The sequence below is a fragment of the Micrococcus sp. KT16 genome, assembly GCF_003315015.1.
In the GTDB taxonomy this organism is placed as follows: Bacteria; Actinomycetota; Actinomycetes; order Actinomycetales; family Micrococcaceae; genus Micrococcus; species Micrococcus luteus.
Genome location: NZ_QNRG01000010.1, coordinates 1 through 16,723 on the forward strand (window position 1 = coordinate 1; position 16,723 = coordinate 16,723).

The 16,723-nt window shown below is 72.6% G+C and carries 12 protein-coding genes and 1 rRNA gene; 2 read left to right on the forward strand and 11 right to left on the reverse strand.

The features are described 5' to 3' along the window. The 5 genes from DE149_RS08645 to DE149_RS08665 form a co-directional block, all read right to left on the reverse strand. A 16S ribosomal RNA gene (locus DE149_RS08645) occupies positions 1–472 on the reverse strand; the annotation flags it as partial. Between the two features lie 783 nt (positions 473–1,255). Continuing rightward, positions 1,256–2,599 (reverse strand): tyrosine--tRNA ligase, encoded by a 1,344-nt coding sequence (gene tyrS, locus DE149_RS08650; RefSeq protein WP_036315682.1) that lies wholly within the window; start codon positions 2,597–2,599, stop codon positions 1,256–1,258. Between the two features lie 68 nt (positions 2,600–2,667). After that, positions 2,668–4,956: a UvrD-helicase domain-containing protein gene (locus tag DE149_RS08655; protein WP_113914365.1), complete on the reverse strand. Its 2,289-nt coding sequence runs from the start codon at positions 4,954–4,956 to the stop codon at positions 2,668–2,670. 167 nt (positions 4,957–5,123) lie between these two features. Next, positions 5,124–6,584 carry an argininosuccinate lyase gene (gene argH, locus DE149_RS08660; protein WP_020625385.1) on the reverse strand — a complete coding sequence of 487 codons (1,461 nt, stop codon included), beginning with the start codon at positions 6,582–6,584 and terminating at the stop codon, positions 5,124–5,126. Between the two features lie 85 nt (positions 6,585–6,669). Continuing rightward, positions 6,670–7,911 carry an argininosuccinate synthase gene (locus DE149_RS08665; protein ID WP_049146392.1) on the reverse strand — a complete coding sequence of 414 codons (1,242 nt, stop codon included), beginning with the start codon at positions 7,909–7,911 and terminating at the stop codon, positions 6,670–6,672. A 621-nt stretch (positions 7,912–8,532) separates the two neighbouring features. On the opposite strand from DE149_RS08665, the gene rpf reads away from it, so the two are divergent. Continuing rightward, positions 8,533–9,537: a resuscitation-promoting factor Rpf gene (gene rpf, locus DE149_RS08670; RefSeq protein WP_113914366.1), complete on the forward strand. Its 1,005-nt coding sequence runs from the start codon at positions 8,533–8,535 to the stop codon at positions 9,535–9,537. Between the two features lie 114 nt (positions 9,538–9,651). Here rpf and argR read toward each other — a convergent pair whose 3' ends face one another. From argR to argC, 6 genes are read right to left on the reverse strand one after another with little or no spacing between them, the layout of a single operon-like run. Next, positions 9,652–10,140 carry an arginine repressor gene (argR, locus tag DE149_RS08675; protein ID WP_049147960.1) on the reverse strand — a complete coding sequence of 163 codons (489 nt, stop codon included), beginning with the start codon at positions 10,138–10,140 and terminating at the stop codon, positions 9,652–9,654. Next, complete coding sequence (argF, locus tag DE149_RS08680) at positions 10,140–11,099, reverse strand: ornithine carbamoyltransferase (protein ID WP_049147959.1); 960 nt, start codon at positions 11,097–11,099, stop codon at positions 10,140–10,142. Before argF ends, argR begins: the two co-directional genes overlap by 1 nt. Next, positions 11,096–12,382 carry an acetylornithine transaminase gene (locus tag DE149_RS08685; RefSeq protein ID WP_049147958.1) on the reverse strand — a complete coding sequence of 429 codons (1,287 nt, stop codon included), beginning with the start codon at positions 12,380–12,382 and terminating at the stop codon, positions 11,096–11,098. The genes argF and DE149_RS08685 overlap by 4 nt, the downstream gene beginning before the upstream one ends. After that, complete coding sequence (argB, locus tag DE149_RS08690; protein ID WP_179288539.1) at positions 12,379–13,365, reverse strand: acetylglutamate kinase; 987 nt, start codon at positions 13,363–13,365, stop codon at positions 12,379–12,381. Before argB ends, DE149_RS08685 begins: the two co-directional genes overlap by 4 nt. A gap of 11 nt (positions 13,366–13,376) precedes the next feature. Then, complete coding sequence (argJ, locus tag DE149_RS08695; RefSeq protein ID WP_049147957.1) at positions 13,377–14,537, reverse strand: bifunctional glutamate N-acetyltransferase/amino-acid acetyltransferase ArgJ; 1,161 nt, start codon at positions 14,535–14,537, stop codon at positions 13,377–13,379. After that, the gene (argC, locus tag DE149_RS08700) at positions 14,534–15,574 is read right to left on the reverse strand and encodes an N-acetyl-gamma-glutamyl-phosphate reductase (RefSeq protein WP_113914367.1); all 1,041 of its coding nucleotides are present in this window, start codon (positions 15,572–15,574) and stop codon (positions 14,534–14,536) included. Before argC ends, argJ begins: the two co-directional genes overlap by 4 nt. A 102-nt stretch (positions 15,575–15,676) precedes the next feature. Between argC and DE149_RS08705 the strand changes: the two genes are divergently transcribed. Then, positions 15,677–16,678: a quinone oxidoreductase gene (locus tag DE149_RS08705; protein WP_036315656.1), complete on the forward strand. Its 1,002-nt coding sequence runs from the start codon at positions 15,677–15,679 to the stop codon at positions 16,676–16,678. The last annotated feature ends 45 nt before the right edge of the window (positions 16,679–16,723 follow it).

The window sequence follows — 16,723 nt, forward strand, 5'->3', positions numbered from 1 at the left end:
TTCTGCAGGTACCGTCACTTTCGCTTCTTCCCTACTGAAAGAGGTTTACAACCCGAAGGCCGTCATCCCTCACGCGGCGTCGCTGCATCAGGCTTTCGCCCATTGTGCAATATTCCCCACTGCTGCCTCCCGTAGGAGTCTGGGCCGTGTCTCAGTCCCAGTGTGGCCGGTCACCCTCTCAGGCCGGCTACCCGTCGTCGCCTTGGTGAGCCATTACCTCACCAACAAGCTGATAGGCCGCGAGTCCATCCAAAACCGATAAATCTTTCCAACACCCACCATGCGGTGGACGCTCCTATCCGGTATTAGACCCAGTTTCCCAGGCTTATCCCAGAGTTAAGGGCAGGTTACTCACGTGTTACTCACCCGTTCGCCACTAATCCACCCAGCAAGCTGGGCTTCATCGTTCGACTTGCATGTGTTAAGCACGCCGCCAGCGTTCATCCTGAGCCAGGATCAAACTCTCCGTAAAAAATTACAGAACAACACCGTGGCAGCCGGAAATAACCACCACGACATCCATTCAATACCTGGCAGACCATCACCACACCACGGGGGTGGCAGGCGATGATCAACCAATATGTGTTAAAACAATTGGCATCAACAAACTTGGCACACTATTGAGTTCTCAAACAACAGGCGCTTCCAGCTTCAGCGACCCGCTCCGCGGGCCGTTTCGCTCTGGAGCAACTTCTCCATCCTAGACCATCCGTTTCGACCGTGTCAACTCCGTGTCCGAAGCATTCACCGTCCGTTCACATGGCCGGGCTAGAAAACCTTACCACGTGATCCGACCATGTCAACTCCGCTCAACGCGGTGTCAGACACTCACCGGACCATCCACGTGGAAGGCCTCGAAAAGCTTACCACATGATCCCCGGCTGTCAAACCAGATCATCTTCTTCAGGAATCCCGACCCGCATCACTGCCGGCCGCGCACCCGGTGAGCACCACCCGCCCTGGACCTGCCATTCTCGGCATGAATCCGCGGATTCTGTGTTCTTCACCCCGCCTCCCGGTCACCCGGTCGGCGTCTTGAGCACGAGATGGAACTCTACACACGAATCCCACCGAACACAAAATCAGGGGTGACACCCGGCGTCCGGGCACGAAGGAGGGCCCCGTTCTCCGCAGAATCCTGCGGGGAACGGGGCCCTGTGCTCCTCCCGTGGGCGGTTGCTTCGCCGTCGCCGCCCGTCGTGTCCTCGGTCACTTTTCGCGACTCACGGTGGACACCGGTGGTCTGCAGCCGCGGTCAGCCCTCCCCCAGGTCCGCACCCGCCATGCTCTTCTTGCCCCGGCGCACCAGCAGGTGTCGGCCGGCGAGGGCGTCGTCTCGGGTGAACACCTGGTCGGCATCCGTCACCCGCACGTTGTTCACCGAGGCGCCGCCGTCGCGCACCGTCCGACGCGCCTCGGAGCGCGAGGCGACCAGCCCGGTGGAGACCAGCAGCTCGACCGCGGTCACGGTGCCCGGCTCCCCCTCCCACTGGGTCCGGTCGGCCTGCGGCAGCTCGGCCAGCACGGCGGTCAGCGTGTCCGGATCCACGGTGGTGAGGTCGCCGCCTCCGAACACGGCATGGGAGGCCTCGATGACCTTCGTCGTCGTCTCCTCTCCATGGGCCAGCGCCGTGACCTCCCACGCCAGGCGCTTCTGGGCCTCCCGGCGGAACGGCTCGTCGGCCACCTTCTGCGCGTACTCCTCGATCTCCGCGCGGGTCAGGAACGTGAAGACCTTGAGCCGGTCGACGACGTCCGCGTCCGCCGTGTTGAGCCAGAACTGGTAGAAGGCGTACGGGGAGCACATCTTCGCGTCGAGCCAGACGGCGTTGCCCTCGGACTTGCCGAACTTGGTGCCGTCCGCGTTCGTGATCAGCGGCGTGCCCAGCGCATGGGCGTGGGTCCCCTCCACCTTGCGGATCAGCTCGGTGCCGGCGGTGAGGTTGCCCCACTGGTCGGAGCCGCCGGTCTGGAGGGTCACGCCGTGCCGGCGGTGCAGCTCGAGGAAGTCGTTGCCCTGCAGCACCTGGTAGGAGAACTCCGTGTAGGAGATGCCCTCATCAGAGTTCAGGCGCTTGGCCACGATCTCCTTCTTCACCATGGTGCCGACGCGGAAGTTCTTGCCGACGTCCCGCAGGAAGTCCAGCGCGCTCATGCCCGCGGTCCAGTCCAGGTTGTTGACCATGGTCGCCGCGTTCTCCCCCTCGAAGGAGAGGTACGGCTCGATCTGCGCGCGCAGGGACTCCACCCACGCCGCCACGGTCTCCTGCGAGTTCAGAACGCGCTCCGAGGTCTGCCGCGGGTCGCCGATGAGCCCGGTGGCGCCGCCCACGAGGGCGTACGGGCGGTGGCCGGCGAGCTGCAGGCGGCGCAGGGTGAGCAGCTGGACGAGGTGTCCCAGGTGGAGGGACGGAGCGGTCGGGTCGAAGCCGCAGTAATACGAGACGGGCTCCCCGGCCAGCGCCTGCTCCAGCGCGGCCTCGTCCGTCGAGACGTGCACGAGCCCGCGCCAGCGCAGCTCCTGCCAGACGTTCTCGAAGCTCGGGTCGTTCGCCTGTGCGCGCAGTCGGGCCGCGCGCTCCTCGTTCTGGGGTGCCATGGCCCCAGCCTAGCGACGCGCCCGCGCGCCTCCGCGACGCCGCGCACGTGCGACGTCGCCCGCGGGGCTCACTCCGGGACGTCCGCCAGCCCGGCCGGCAGCGCGGCCGCGTCCGTCCCGGCGACGACGGACAACGACTGGGTGGCGCGGGTCATCGCCACGTACAGATCGCCCACCACGCCGCGCGCGTCGGCCACGATCCGCTCGGGCGAGACGAGGACGACGGTGTCGAACTCCAGTCCCTTGGTCTCCCACGGGGTGGCAACGACGATCTCGACGCCGGGCAGCGGCGCGGTGTCCACGGCCGCCTCCCCCCACCGCTCCCGGAGGACCGTGAGCAGCTCCCCCGTCCGCCCGGCGGGGGCGATCACGGCGGTCAGGGCCTCGGGCACGCGGTCCCTTTCAACTTCGACCGCCTCGAGGGCCAGGGCGGCGACGTCACCGCCCGGCTCCGTCACCAGACGCGGGCGGTGGTCGCCCTCGCGCACGGCGCGCGGATGGGAGACCTCGAGCCCGGCCGCCCGTGCGACCTGCGCGGCCCAGCGCATCACGCGCGCCGGCGAGCGGTAGTTCACGGTCAGCTCTTCCAGGCGCCAGCGGTCCCCGAACTCCGGGGCGAGGACGGACGCCCACGAGCCGGCCGCGTCGCGACGGGAGGACTGCGCGATGTCGCCCACGATGGTGAACGACTTCATCGGGCAGCGGCGCGCCAGCAGGCGCCACTGCATCGGAGAGAGCTCCTGGGCCTCGTCCACCACCACGTGCCCGTACGTCCAGGTGCGGTCGTGGGCCGCGGTCTCGGCGGTGGTCCGTCGCACGCCGCGCGCCTCATTGGCCGCGGCCAGCTGCTCGGCGTCCACGACGCCGTCGACGCCCAGGTCCGCGAGCGTCTGGTGCATGTTCTCCAGGGACGCCCGGGCGTTCTCGAGGTTGCGCTCGTGCTGGGCCGCGGACTCGCCGCCCCGGCCCGGGGTGTCGAGGCGTCCGAGCAGCTCGGCCGCCTCGTCCAGCAGGGGCACGTCGGCCTCGGTCCAGGGGGCGTCGGCCGGGCGCAGGAGCGCGCCGACCTCGGCGTCGGACAGCCACGGGGCGGCCGCCCGGAGCAGGTCCTCCCGGGTGAGGAGGTCGCCGATGAGCTTCTCCGGCGTCAGCGGCATCCAGCAGAGGTTGAGCGCGATGCGCACGTCGCGCGAGGTGCGCACGTCCTCGAGCAGGAGGTCACGCTGCACCGGGGTGCCCGAGGACTTCTCCAGCTTCTTGCGCAGCTTCTCCGCGAGCTCGCGGACGAGGATCTTCACGAACGTCACCCGGGCCTCGTTGTGGGGCTTGCGGGTGGCCCGTGCCTTGTCCCGGGCGCGCCGGACCATGGCCGGCTTGAGCTTGACGGCCGTGCCGTCGATCATCAGGCGACGCGGCTCGACGAGCAGGCGCTGGCGCTGCGCGACCGCGTGGGCGACGGCGTCCACCATGTCCAGCCGCCCCTTCACCGCCGCCGCGTCGAGGTCCCGCTCCGGGACGGCCCGCACGCCCGGCATCAGCGTCCCCAGCGAGGACATCACGACACCGGTCTCACCCAGCGAGGGCAGCACCCGCTCGATGTACCGCATGAACGCGGTCGACGGACCGACGATCAGCACGCCCGAGCGCGCGAGGCGCTCCCGGTGGGTGTACAGCAGGTAGGCGGCGCGGTGCAGGGCGACGGCGGTCTTCCCCGTGCCGGGCCCGCCCTGGACCACGACCGCCCCGGGCAGGGGCGCGCGGATCACCTCGTCCTGCTCCGACTGGATCGTGGCGACGATGTCCCCCATCCGTCCCGTGCGTCGGGCGGTGACGGCGGCCAGCAGCGCACCCTGGGCATCGGCGCGCACGCCGTCCTCGCCCAGCAGCGTCGGGTCCAGGATGTCGTCCTCGAGGTCGCGCACCTCGCGCCCCCGCAGCATCAGGTGACGACGACGGCGCACGCGGCCCCGGTGGGCCGCCGTCGCCTGGTAGAAGGCGCCGGCCTCGGCCGCGCGCCAGTCGACGAGGAGGCGCTCGTGGTCCTCGGTGGTGAGGCCGATGCGCCCGATGTACCGCTGCTCGTCGGCCCCACCCTCCCGCTCGGCGTCGAGGTCGAGCCGGCCGAAGACGAGGCGGTCGTCCACGGCGTAGAGCTGGGCGAGTCGGTCCTCGTAGAGGCTGGCGAAGGCGTCGCGCTCGGAGTGGTTCTGCAGCGACCCCTGCGGGCCGGTCCGGCGCACGGCCGCGAGCTGGCGCTCCTTCTCCTCACGCAGGGCGTCGAGGCGGGCGTACCGCTCGGCGACCCGACCCCGCTCGAGGTCGAGCTCGGACTGGCGGACGGACACGGTATCGGTCATCGGGGGCCCTCGCGGTGCGGTGAGGGGCGGACCATGCTGCGGCCCGCCCGGCGGAAAAGTGACCACCCATGCTACGCCGACCGCGGTGAACGGCGGGTGACGCGGCGGTGCCCTGGGGGCGCCGCCGCGTCCGGCCCGGTCGGCGCCGCCTCGGCCGGGCGACCGCGTCAGCGGGCGTCGACGACGGAGCCCGGCGTGTCGGCCCAGCGGCGCAGCGGTTCCAGGGCGTCCTCGAGCGCCCCGATCTGCGCCGCGACGGCCGTCGGTGCGGTCCCGCCCTGGGCGTCGCGAGAGGCGAGCGAGCCCTCCGTGCTGAGCACCTCGCGGACCTGCGGGGTCAGCGCCGGCGAGATGGCGGCGTACTCGTCGTCCGTGAGGTCCCACAGCTCCACGCCCCGGGCCTCGGCCGCCTTCACGGCCGCGCCCGACAGCTCGTGGGCCTCGCGGAACGGGACCCCCTGGCGGACGAGCCACTCGGCGACGTCGGTGGCCAGCGCGAAGCCCTGGGGGGCCAGCTCCGCCATGCGCTCCGTCTGGAACTCGAGGGTGGCGATCATCCCGGAGACGGCGGGCAGCAGCAGCTCGAGGGTGTCCGCGGCGTCGAAGACGGGCTCCTTGTCCTCCTGCAGGTCGCGGTTGTAGGCCAGCGGCATGCCCTTGAGCGTGGCCAGCAGCCCCGTGAGGTCGCCGATGAGGCGGCCGGACTTGCCGCGGGCCAGCTCGGCGACGTCCGGGTTCTTCTTCTGCGGCATGATCGAGGACCCCGTGGAGTACGCGTCGTGCAGCGTCACGAAGCCCGCCTCCTTGGTGGCCCAGAAGATGACCTCCTCCGAGATGCGGGACAGGTCGACGCCGACCATCGCGGCGACCCACGCGAACTCCGCGTACACGTCGCGTGCGGCGGTGCCGTCGATCGAGTTCCACACGGCCGACTCGAAGCCGAGCTCGGTGGCCACGGCGTTCGGGTCCAGACCCAGGGAGGAGCCGGCCAGGGCCCCGGAGCCGTACGGCGAGACGGCCGCGCGTGCGTCCCAGTCCACGAGCCGCTGCAGGTCCCGCGCGAATGCCCAGGCGTGCGCGAGCAGGTGGTGCGAGAGCAGGACGGGCTGCGCGTGCTGCAGGTGGGTGCGGCCCGGCATCGGCGCGTACGGGTGCGCCCGCGCCTGATCGAGGAGCGCGTCCACCGTGGCGATCACGCCCCGCGCGATGATGCGGGCGTGGTCGCGCAGGAACATCCGGCCGAGGGTGGCGACCTGGTCGTTGCGGGATCGGCCGGCCCGCAGGCGGCCGCCGAGCTCGGGACCGGCCCGCTCGATGAGGCCGCGCTCGAGCGAGCCGTGCACGTCCTCATCGGACGCTGCCGGGGTGTAGGCACCGGAACGCACGTCCGCCTCGAGCCGGTCGAGGGCCGCGATCATCCCGTCCAGGTCGTCCGCACTGAGCAGACCGGCGGTGTGCAGCACCCGGGCGTGGGCACGGGAGCCGGCGATGTCATAGGGCGCCAGGCGCCAGTCGAAGTGCGTGGACTTGCTGAGCGCGGCGAGCGCCTCGGAAGGGCCGCCGGCGAAGCGGCCGCCCCACAGGGCGCCCTCGTTGGTCCCGTGGCGGGCGTCGGTGTTCTCGGTCATCGAAGGTCTCCTCGAGGTCGGTGACAGGCCGACGGCGGCCGGCCCGGTCGCGGGCGGGCCGCCGTCGTGCGCGGGGCGTGCGGGGTCAGTCGTTGGACAGGCGGGCGACGTCCTGGAGGTCGTCGCTGCCGCGCAGGCGCTGCTCGCGCTCGGAGGCCGTCTTCGCGGACAGGCCGAAGATGTCGATGAACCCGCGGGCCGAGGACTGGTCGAACGAGTCGCCCTCGTCGTATGTGGCGAGGTTGAAGTCGTACAGGCCGGTCTCGGACCGGCGACCCTGCACCGTCGCGCGGCCGCCGTGGAGCTCCAGGCGGATCTCACCGTTGACGTGCTCCTGGGTCGCGTCGATGAACGTGTCCAGGTTGCGCTTCAGCGGGGAGTACCACTGGCCGTCGTAGACCAGCTCGGTCCAGCGCTGGTCCACATGCTTCTTGAAGCGCGCCTGTTCCCGCTCCAGGGTGACGTTCTCGAGCTCACGGTGGGCCGCGATCAGCGCCATGGCGCCCGGGGCCTCGTAGATCTCGCGGGACTTGATGCCCACGAGGCGGTCCTCGACGATGTCGATCCGGCCCACGCCCTGGGCGCCGGCCCGGCGGTTGAGCTCCTCGATGATCTCCAGCGGGCTCAGCGCGCGGCCGTCGAGGGCCGTGGGGACGCCGCGCTCGAAGGCGATCGTGACCACGTCCGGCGCCGGCGGGAAGGCGGGGTCGTCCGTGTAGTCGTAGACGTCCTTCGTGGGGCCGTTCCAGATGTCCTCGAGGAAGCCGGTCTCGACGGCGCGGCCCCACACGTTCTGGTCGATCGAGAACGGGTTCTTCTTGGTGGTGACGATCGGCAGGTCGTTGCGCTCGGCGTACTCGATGGCCTTCTCGCGGGTCAGGGCGAGGTCGCGCACCGGGGCGATGCACTTCAGGTCGGGGCCGAGGGTCTGGATGGAGACCTCGAAGCGGACCTGGTCGTTGCCCTTGCCGGTGCAGCCGTGCGCCACCGTCGAGGCGCCGAACTGGCGGGCCGCCGCGACCAGGTGGCGGGAGATGACCGGGCGCGAGATCGCGGAGACCAGCGGGTAGGCGTCCATGTAGAGGGCGTTGGCCTTGAGCGTGGGCATGCAGTACTGCTCGGCGAACTCCTCACGCGCGTCGGCGACGTAGGCCTCGACGGCGCCGCAGTCCAGGGCGCGCTGGCGGATCGTCTCGAGGGACTCGCCCCCCTGGCCCACGTCGACCGCGACGGCGACGACCTCGGCGCCCGTGGCCTCGGCGATCCAGCCGATGGCCACCGAGGTGTCCAGGCCGCCCGAGTAGGCAAGGATGATGCGTTCCTTCACGTTTTCTCCTTTATATAGGGGGGCGTCTCCGAGCGCGGCACGTGGCCGTCGAAGGCGTGCTCGGCGACGATCCTACCCGGGTCTTGAATAAATATGCAACTGACGGAATATCAGCTCCCGATGGATCCTGCGCAGCCCCTCTGCGCCCACCGCGGCGGCCACCCGCAACCATGGCCCCGCGCTCGAAGTTCGGGTCGAACGCGACGCCGGTCACGGCTTCGACCGTCGATCGTGACCTTCGCCCACGCCCCTGTGACGGAGGTTGTCCACACTGTCCAATCAGACGCCCTGAGATCCAATGCGGGCAGTGGCGTGCATTTCGTCCACGTACTCCCGCCTCAGGTAGCGATTCGTCACCTGATCTCAAATGTGAGACGGACGGGCAAGAATCCGTCGACCCATGATTTGACGCGAGGGGGGCTCCCGTCGTTGACTCTTCCGTAGCCGATTCGTGATCGAACCGTGATCTGACCGAGAGGTCGGGGACGGGGAGGCCACGACATCGAACCCCCTCCGACGGTCGCCCGCTGCTGGGTCGTCTCGAACCGACGGAGGGCATGACCCGACCAAGGAGAAGGACGACCCCGGCGCGCCTCGGCCGCCGATCAGCGAGGACTCGCCATGGACACCATGACTCTCTTCACCACTTCCGCCACCCGCTCCCGCCGTGCCACCGCCTCGATCGTTGCGGGCATGACCCTCGCCGGCGCCGCCGCCGTGGGCTTCTCCGCTCCGGCCCAGGCCGCCACCGTGGACACCTGGGATCGCCTCGCCGAGTGCGAGTCCAACGGCACCTGGGACATCAACACCGGCAACGGCTTCTACGGCGGCGTGCAGTTCACCCTGTCCTCCTGGCAGGCCGTCGGCGGCGAGGGCTACCCGCATCAGGCCTCGAAGGCCGAGCAGATCAAGCGCGCCGAGATCCTCCAGGACCTGCAGGGCTGGGGCGCCTGGCCGCTGTGCTCGCAGAAGCTGGGCCTGACCCAGGCTGACGCGGACGCCGGCGACGTGGACGCCGCCCCGGTCGCCGTGGAGCGCACCGCCACCGTGCAGCGCCAGTCCGCCGCGGACGAGACTGCTGCCGACCAGGCTGCGGCTGAGCAGGCTGCTGCCGACCAGGCCGCGGCTGAGCAGGCTGCTGCCGACCAGGCCGCGGCCGAGCGCTGGGCCGCCAAGCAGGCTGCTGCCGACCAGGCCGCCGCCGAGCGCTGGGCCGCCAAGCAGGCTGCTGCCGACCAGGCCGCCGCCGAGCGCTGGGCCGCCAAGCAGGCTGCTGCCGAGCAGGCCGCCGCCGACAAGGCTGCCGCCCAGCGTGCCGCCGCCGCGGAGAAGGCTGCCGCTCAGAAGGCCGCTGCCGCTGAGAAGGCCGCCGCTCAGAAGGCTGCCGCCGCGGAGAAGGCCGCCGCTCAGAAGGCTGCCGCCGCTGAGCAGGCCGCTGCCGCGGAGCAGGCCGTCGTCGCCGAGGCCGAGACCATCGTCGTCAAGTCCGGTGACTCCCTCTGGAAGCTCGCCAACGAGTACGAGGTGGAGGGTGGCTGGACCGCCCTCTACGAGGCCAACAAGGGCGCCGTCTCCGACGCCGCCGTGATCTACGTCGGCCAGGAGCTCGTCCTGCCGCAGGCCTGAGACGCCTGACCGGTCCCCCGGACCGGTACCACACGAGGAAGGCCCCCGCCGTCGGCGGGGGCCTTCCTCGTGCCTGGTGCCCGTCACCCGCGCGGGCGGGGCCGGACGGGTCGGTTAGCCCGCCAGACCCAGCAGGTGGGCCGCGACGGCCGGGGCGGACGTGGTCCCCGTGGTGATGAGGAGGATGGTGTCGTCGCCGGCGATCGTGCCCATCACGTGCTCCACGCGCGCCTGGTCGATCACGCTGGCCAGGAACTGCGCCGCACCCGGGGGCGTGCGCAGGACCACGAGGTTCGCCGTGGGCTCGGCGGAGACGAGCAGCTCGCGGGCCATGCTCGCCAGCCGGTTCAGCTGCGCGTCCGAACCGCGGCCCGGCACGGCGCCGTCGTCGCCCTCCGCCGGCAGGGCGTAGACCATGCCGGCCGGCCCGCGCGTCCGCACCGCGCCGAGGTCCACCAGGTCCCGCGAGAGCGTGCCCTGGGTGACGGACAGCCCGCGATCGCCCAGGGCGTCCGAGAGTTCGGCCTGGGAGCGGATGCCCCGGGTGGCCAGGATTTCCCGGATCGCGGCCTGACGGGCGATCTTCGTCGTGGGGGCGGCCATCAGCGCGGCTCCTCGGCCAGGCCGGAGCGGTACAGCAGCCAGGCGATGAGCGCCTTCTGCGCGTGCAGGCGGTTCTCGGCCTCGTCGAACACCACGGACCGCGGCCCGTCGATCACCTCGGCCGTGACTTCGTAGCCCCGGTACGCGGGCAGGCAGTGCAGGAAGATCGCATCGTCGGCCGCCCGCGCCATCGCGGCGGCGTCCACCTGGTAGTCGCGGAACAGCGCCAGGCGGGCCTCCTTCTCCTCCTCCTGGCCCATGGACACCCACGTGTCGGTCACGACGACGTCCGCGCCCGCCAGGGCCTCCACCGCGTCCGTCGTGACGAGGACGGAACCGCCCGTCTCCGCCGCCCGCTGTCGGGCAGCGGCCACGACGTCCTCGGCAGGCAGGTGCCCCTCGGGTCCGGCGACCCGCACGTGCATGCCGGCCGTCGCGCAGCCGAGCAGGTACGAGTGGGCCATGTTGTTCGCCGCGTCCCCCAGATACGCCAGAGTGCGGCCCGCCGTGCCGTCGAGGTGCTCGCGCACCGTCAGCAGGTCGGCGAGGATCTGACAGGGGTGGTAGTCGTCGCTGAGCGCATTGACCACGGGCACCGAGGAATGGGCGGCCATCTCCTCGAGGCCGGCCTGGGCGAACGTGCGCCAGACGATGACGCCGACCATCCGCTCCAGCACGCGGGCCGTGTCGGCCACGGACTCCTTGTGGCCCAGCTGCGACTCCCCCGGGTTCACGATCAGCGGCGTCCCGCCGAGCTCGGCGATGCCGGCCGCGAACGAGACGCGGGTGCGCGTGGAGGTCTTGTCGAAGAACACGATGCCGGTCCGGGGCCCGGCCAGCGGGCGGTGCCGGAACCGGTCGGCCTTCATCTGCGCGGCGAGGTCGAGCACCTCGGCCTGCTCGGCCGGGGTGAGGTCCGTGTCCACCAGGAAGTGGCGGACGGCGGCAGCGGGGGTCATGGGCGGTCTCCTTCGGCGGGGGTCAGGGCGGCGGCCACGAGCCCGGGCAGGGCCGCGGCGAAGCGCTCGAGCTCGGCCACGGGCACGGTCAGCGGCGGGGCCAGGCGCAGGGTGGAGGGGCCGGTGGCGTTGAGGATCCAGCCCGCCTCGAGGCCGGCGGCGACGACGGCGGGGGCCAGCCCGCCGGCCGGGGCCGGTCCCGCGGGGTCGGCCAGGTCGACGCCGATCCACAGGCCGTGACCGCGGACCGCGGCCACCTCGGGCAGGTCCTCCAGCAGGGCGGCCACGGCCTCGCCCGCGGCGCGGACGTGGCCGAGCAGGCCCTCGTCCTCGACGGTCTGGAGCACGGCCAGGCCCGCGGCGGTGGCCAGGGGGTTGCCGCCGAACGTGGTGCCGTGCTGGCCGGCGGTGAGCAGCCCGGAGACGGCGGGGCCGACGCACACGAGCGCCCCGATCGGCACGCCGCCGCCCAGTCCCTTCGCCAGGGTGAAGGCGTCGGGCACCACCGGCTCGGCCGCCCCGGTGACGGCCGGGTTCTGGAAGCCGAACCACGTGCCGGTGCGTCCCACGCCGGACTGCACCTCGTCGAGGATCATCAGGGCGCCGGCCTCGCGGGTCGCGGCCCGCACCTCGGCCAGGTAGCCGGCCGGCCAGCCGTGCACGCCGGCCTCGCCCTGGACCGGCTCGAGGATGACGGCGGCGACGGTGGCGCCGTCGTCGTCCGGGGCCAGGGCCGCCCGCAGGGCCGCGGCGTCCCCGCCCGGCACGTGCTCCACGCCGCCGGGCAGCGGCTCGAAGGGCGCCCGGTAGGCCTCCTTGTGCGTGAGCGCGAGGGCGCCCATCGTGCGGCCGTGGAAGGCCCGCTCGAGCGCGATCACCCGCGTCCGGCGGCCGGACGGGTCGTCCGCACCGTGGCGGCGGGCGAGCTTGAACGCGGCCTCGTTGGCCTCCGTGCCGGAGTTCGCGAAGAACACGGTGGAGCCCGCGGGCGCGCCGGCCAGCTCCAGCAGGCGCTCGGCCAGGCGGATCTGCGGCTCGGAGGTGAAGAGGTTGGACACGTGGCCGAGCGTGGCGACCTGCTCGGACACCGCCCGCACCAGCGCCGGGTGGCCGTGGCCGAGCGCGTTCACGGCGATGCCGGCCAGCAGGTCCGTGTAGCGCCGGCCGTCGGCGTCCCACACGTGGACCCCCTCGCCGCGCACGAGCACGCGGGTGGGGCGGCCGAAGACTCCGGTCAGGGCGGCGTGGTAGCGCTCCAGCAGCGCGGACTGGTCGGTGCTCATGCGTCCTCCTCGGGGGTGGTCGGGGCGGTGGGCTCGGCGTCGGGCACCACCTGGGTGCCGACGCCCGCAGAGGTGAAGACCTCGAGCAGCATCGAGTGGGGGCGGCGGCCGTCCACGACGTGGGCGCGCTGCACGCCGGCGTCCACGGCCGCCAGGCACGCGGCCATCTTCGGGATCATCCCGGAGGCCAGGGAGGGCAGCAGCGCGCGCAGCTGGGCGGCGGTGAGCGAGCTGATGAGGGAGTCGCGGTCCGGCCAGTCGGCGTAGAGGCCTTCGACGTCGGTGAGCAGCACGAGCTTCGCGGCGCCGAGGGCGGCGGCCAGGGCCGCGGCGGCGGTGTCCGCATTGACGTTGAGGACCTGCCCGGTGGGCTCGCCGTCGTCGTTGATCTCGGGGGCGACCGACGAGACCACGGGGATCCGCCCGGACTCGATCACGTCGAGGATCGCGGTCGGGTCGACTCCGGTGACCTCTCCCACGAGGCCGAGGTCCACCTCCTGGCCGTCGACGACGGCGCCCGTGCGGCGGGCGCGCAGCAGCCCCGCGTCCTCGCCGGAGAAGCCGACGGCGTACGGGCCGTGGGAGTTCACGAGGCCGACCAGCTCGCGGCCCACCTGTCCCGTGAGCACCATGCGGACCACGTCCATGGCCTCCTCGGTGGTCACGCGCAGGCCGCCGCGGAACTCCGAGGCGATGCCGAGGCGGTCGAGCATCGCGTTGATCTGCGGGCCGCCGCCGTGCACCACCACGGGGTGGACCCCCACGTGGTGCAGGAACACGATGTCCTCGGCGAACGCCCGGCGCAGCTCCTCCGACACCATGGCGTTGCCGCCGTACTTGACGACCATGACGGTGCCGGCGAACCGCCGGATCCAGGGCAGGGCCTCGACGAGGACCTCCGCCTTGGACTCGGCGCGGTCGAGCCGGTCCGCGGTGGACAGGACGGGCGCGGCCGCCGTGGCCGGATCGGTGTGCGGGCTCATGCTGGGGGTCCTCACGTGGAGTAGGCGGAGTTCTCGTGGACGTAGTCGTGCGTCAGGTCGTTGGTCCAGACCGTGGCCTCGGCGTCGCCGGCGTGCAGGTCGACCTCGACGAGCACCTCGCGGGCCGAGAGGTCCACGCGGGAGCGGTCCTCTCCCACGCCGGAGGCGCGGCACACCTGGACGCCGTTGAAGCGCACGTCGAGGGCGTACGGGTCGAAGGCGGCGACCGACTCCGGGACCGTGCCGACGGCGGCGATCACGCGTCCCCAGTTCGGGTCCTGGCCGAAGATCGCGGTCTTGAACAGGTTGGAGCGGCCGACGGCGCGCGCGACGGCCTCGGCCGCCTCCTCGGTCTCGGCGTGGACCACGCGCACGGCGATGTCGTGCCGGGCGCCCTCGGCGTCGGCGACGAGCTGGCGGGACAGGTCCGCGCAGACCTCGTGGAGGGCCGCGGCGAACGCCTCGGGCTCGGGCGCGGTCCCGGACGCGCCCGAGGCCAGCAGGATCACGGTGTCGTTGGTGGACATGCACCCGTCCGAGTCGACCCGGTTGAAGGTGGCGCGCACGGCCTCGCGCAGGGCCGCGTCGAGGGCGGGTGCGGGGACGTCGGCGTCCGTGGTGATGACGCTGAGCATGGTGGCCATGCCGGGCGCCAGCATGCCCGCACCCTTGGCCATGCCGCCCACGATGAAGCCCTCGCCGCGGGCCACGGCGGTCTTGGCCACGGTGTCCGTGGTCTTGATCGCGACGGCGGCGTCCTCGCCGCCGTCCGGACTCAGGGCGGCGACCGCCTCGGACACGCCCGCGGTGAGCGTGTCCATCGGCAGGCGTTCGCCGATGAGGCCGGTCGAGCAGACGAGCACGTCGTCGGCGGAGGTCCCGAGGGCCGCGGCCGCGTGCTCGGCGGTGCGACGGGCGTCCTCGAGGCCCTCGGCGCCGGTGGCCGCGTTGGCCCCGCCGGAGTTCAGGACGACCGCGGTCGCGCGACCGTCCCGCACGGCGCGGCGGGTCCAGACCACGGGGGCGGCCGCCACCCGGTTCTCGGTGAGGACGGCGGCCGCCGCGTCGCGCGGGCCCTGGTTGACGACGACGGCGACGTCGGGCGTGCCCGAGGCCTTCAGCCCCGCGGTGACGCCGGCCGCCCGGAACCCCTGTGCTGCGGTGACGCTCACGGCGCGACCCCCTGCTGCTCGAGCCCCGCCTGCTCCGGCAGGCCCAGGGCGATGTTCATGGACTGCACGGCGCCGCCGGCCGTGCCCTTGGTGAGGTTGTCGAGCGCCGCGCAGACGATCACGCGGCCGGCCCGCTCGTCCACGGCGAGCTGCAGCTGCACGTGGTTGGAGCCGAGGACCGCCTTCGTGGTGGGCCACTGTTCCTCGGGGAGCAGGTGCACGAAGCGTTCGCCGCCGTAGGCCGCGGCCCACGCCGCGCGTACGTCCGCGGCGGCCACGCCGGGACGCAGCCGCGCCGTGGCTGTCGCGAGGATGCCGCGCGACATCGGCGCGAGCGTGGGCGTGAAGGAGACGCGGACCGGCTCGCCGGCCGCCTGGGCCAGGCCCTGCTCGATCTCCGGGGTGTGCCGGTGCCCGCCGCCGACGCCGTACGGGCGCATCCCGCCCATGACCTCGGCGCCGAGCAGGTGCGGCTTGAGCGCCTTGCCCGCCCCGGAGGTGCCCGAGGCGGCGACGATCACCACGTCCTGCGGCTCGAGCAGCCCCGCGGCGAAGCCGGGCGCGAGGGCGAGGATCGAGGTGGTCGGGTAGCACCCGGGGACGGCGATGCGGCGGGTGCCGGCGAGTCGCTCGCGCTGACCGGGCAGCTCGGGCAGGCCGTAGGGCCAGGTCCCGGCGTGCGCGGTGCCGTAGAAGGCCTCCCAGTCTGCGGCGGACTCGAGGCGGTGGTCGGCGCCCGCGTCGATCACCAGGGTGTCCGGGGAGCGCTCGGCGATCTCGGCCGCCAGCGCCCCGGAGGCCCCGTGGGGCAGCGCGAGGATCACGACGTCGTGACCGGCGAGGACCTCCGCGGTGGTCTCGGCGAGGACGCGGTCCGCCAGGGCGTGCAGGTGCGGCTGGAGGGCGCCGAGGCGCTCCCCCGCGTTCGAGTGGGCCGTGATGGCTCCGACGGTGACGGACGGGTGGCCGGCGAGCAGGCGCAGGGCCTCTCCCCCGGCGTAGCCGCTGGCTCCGGAGACGGCGACGGTGTGGGTCATGGCCCCATCCTAGCGTAGATATGCGTTGCACGGAATATCTATGCGGTGCCTCGGGTCCCCCGGGACGGGCCGGATGTCCGGGCCCGCTCCTAGAGTGGGGCCATGACCACTGCGAACACCCCCGCCGTCCCCCGCACCCACCACGCCGTCGTCGTGTCCGCCACGGGCGGCCCCGAGGTCCTGCAGTGGACCGAGACGGAGGTGCCCTCTCCCGCACCGGGGCACGTGCTGGTGCGGACCGCCGCGGCGGGCCTGAACTTCATCGAGACGTACCAGCGCTCCGGGACCTACGCGATGGACCTGCCCTTCACCCCCGGCACGGAGGGCTCCGGCGAGGTCGTCGCGCTCGGCGAGGGCGTGGACGCCGCGCTCCTGGGGGCCCGTGTCGCCACCGCGACGGCCACCGGTGCGTACGCCGAGCACTTCACCGCCCCCGCGGATCGTCTCCTCGCCGTCCCGGAGGGCATCGACCTGGCCGAGGCCGCCGCCCTTCCGCTGCAGGGCATGACGGCCCACTACCTCTGCCGGTCCACCTTCCCGGTGGAGGAGGGCCACACGGTGGTCGTGACGGCCGGTGCCGGCGGCGTGGGGCTCCTGCTCACCCAGCTCGCGACGGCCCGCGGCGCCCGCGTGGTCACCACGGCGTCCACGGAGGAGAAGCGGGAGCTGTCCCGGGGCGCGGGCGCCGTTGCCGCGGTGGACTATCCGGACCTCGCCGCCACGGTGGCGGAGCTGACGGACGGCGAGGGCGCGCACGTCGTGTACGACGGCGTGGGGAAGGACACCTTCGACACCTCGCTCGAGGTGCTGCGCGTGCGCGGCACACTCGTGCTCTTCGGCGGGGCCTCCGGGCAGGTGCCCCCCTTCGACCTGCAGCGGCTCAACGCGGCCGGCTCGCTGTACGTCACCCGGCCCTCGCTGGTGCACTACACGCGCACGGGCGAGGAGACCCGCTGGCGTGGTGGAGAGGTGTTCGGGGCGTGGGCCTCCGGCGAGCTCGACGTACGGATCGGCGAGCGCTTCCCGCTGGCGGACGCGGCCGCCGCGCACGCCGCCCTCGAGTCCCGGTCGACGACGGGCAAGGTGCTGCTCACCCTGTCCTGAGCCGGACCCGCCCGGTGCCTTCCAGGCGCCCCGCGCGGCCGCGGG

What these genes read in the sequence shown, in the direction of transcription:
- DE149_RS08655 (WP_113914365.1), bottom strand. Translation starts at nt 4,956, where the DNA reads ATGACCGATACCGTGTCCGTCCGCCAGTCCGAGCTCGACCTCGAGCGG.
- argC (WP_113914367.1), bottom strand. Translation starts at nt 15,574, where the DNA reads ATGACCCACACCGTCGCCGTCTCCGGAGCCAGCGGCTACGCCGGGGGA.
- DE149_RS08705 (WP_036315656.1), top strand. Translation starts at nt 15,677, where the DNA reads ATGACCACTGCGAACACCCCCGCCGTCCCCCGCACCCACCACGCCGTC.
- argF (WP_049147959.1), bottom strand. Translation starts at nt 11,099, where the DNA reads ATGACCCCCGCTGCCGCCGTCCGCCACTTCCTGGTGGACACGGACCTC.
- argB (WP_179288539.1), bottom strand. Translation starts at nt 13,365, where the DNA reads ATGAGCCCGCACACCGATCCGGCCACGGCGGCCGCGCCCGTCCTGTCC.
- argH (WP_020625385.1), bottom strand. Translation starts at nt 6,584, where the DNA reads ATGACCGAGAACACCGACGCCCGCCACGGGACCAACGAGGGCGCCCTG.
- tyrS (WP_036315682.1), bottom strand. Translation starts at nt 2,599, where the DNA reads ATGGCACCCCAGAACGAGGAGCGCGCGGCCCGACTGCGCGCACAGGCG.
- rpf (WP_113914366.1), top strand. Translation starts at nt 8,533, where the DNA reads ATGGACACCATGACTCTCTTCACCACTTCCGCCACCCGCTCCCGCCGT.
- DE149_RS08685 (WP_049147958.1), bottom strand. Translation starts at nt 12,382, where the DNA reads ATGAGCACCGACCAGTCCGCGCTGCTGGAGCGCTACCACGCCGCCCTG.
- argR (WP_049147960.1), bottom strand. Translation starts at nt 10,140, where the DNA reads ATGGCCGCCCCCACGACGAAGATCGCCCGTCAGGCCGCGATCCGGGAA.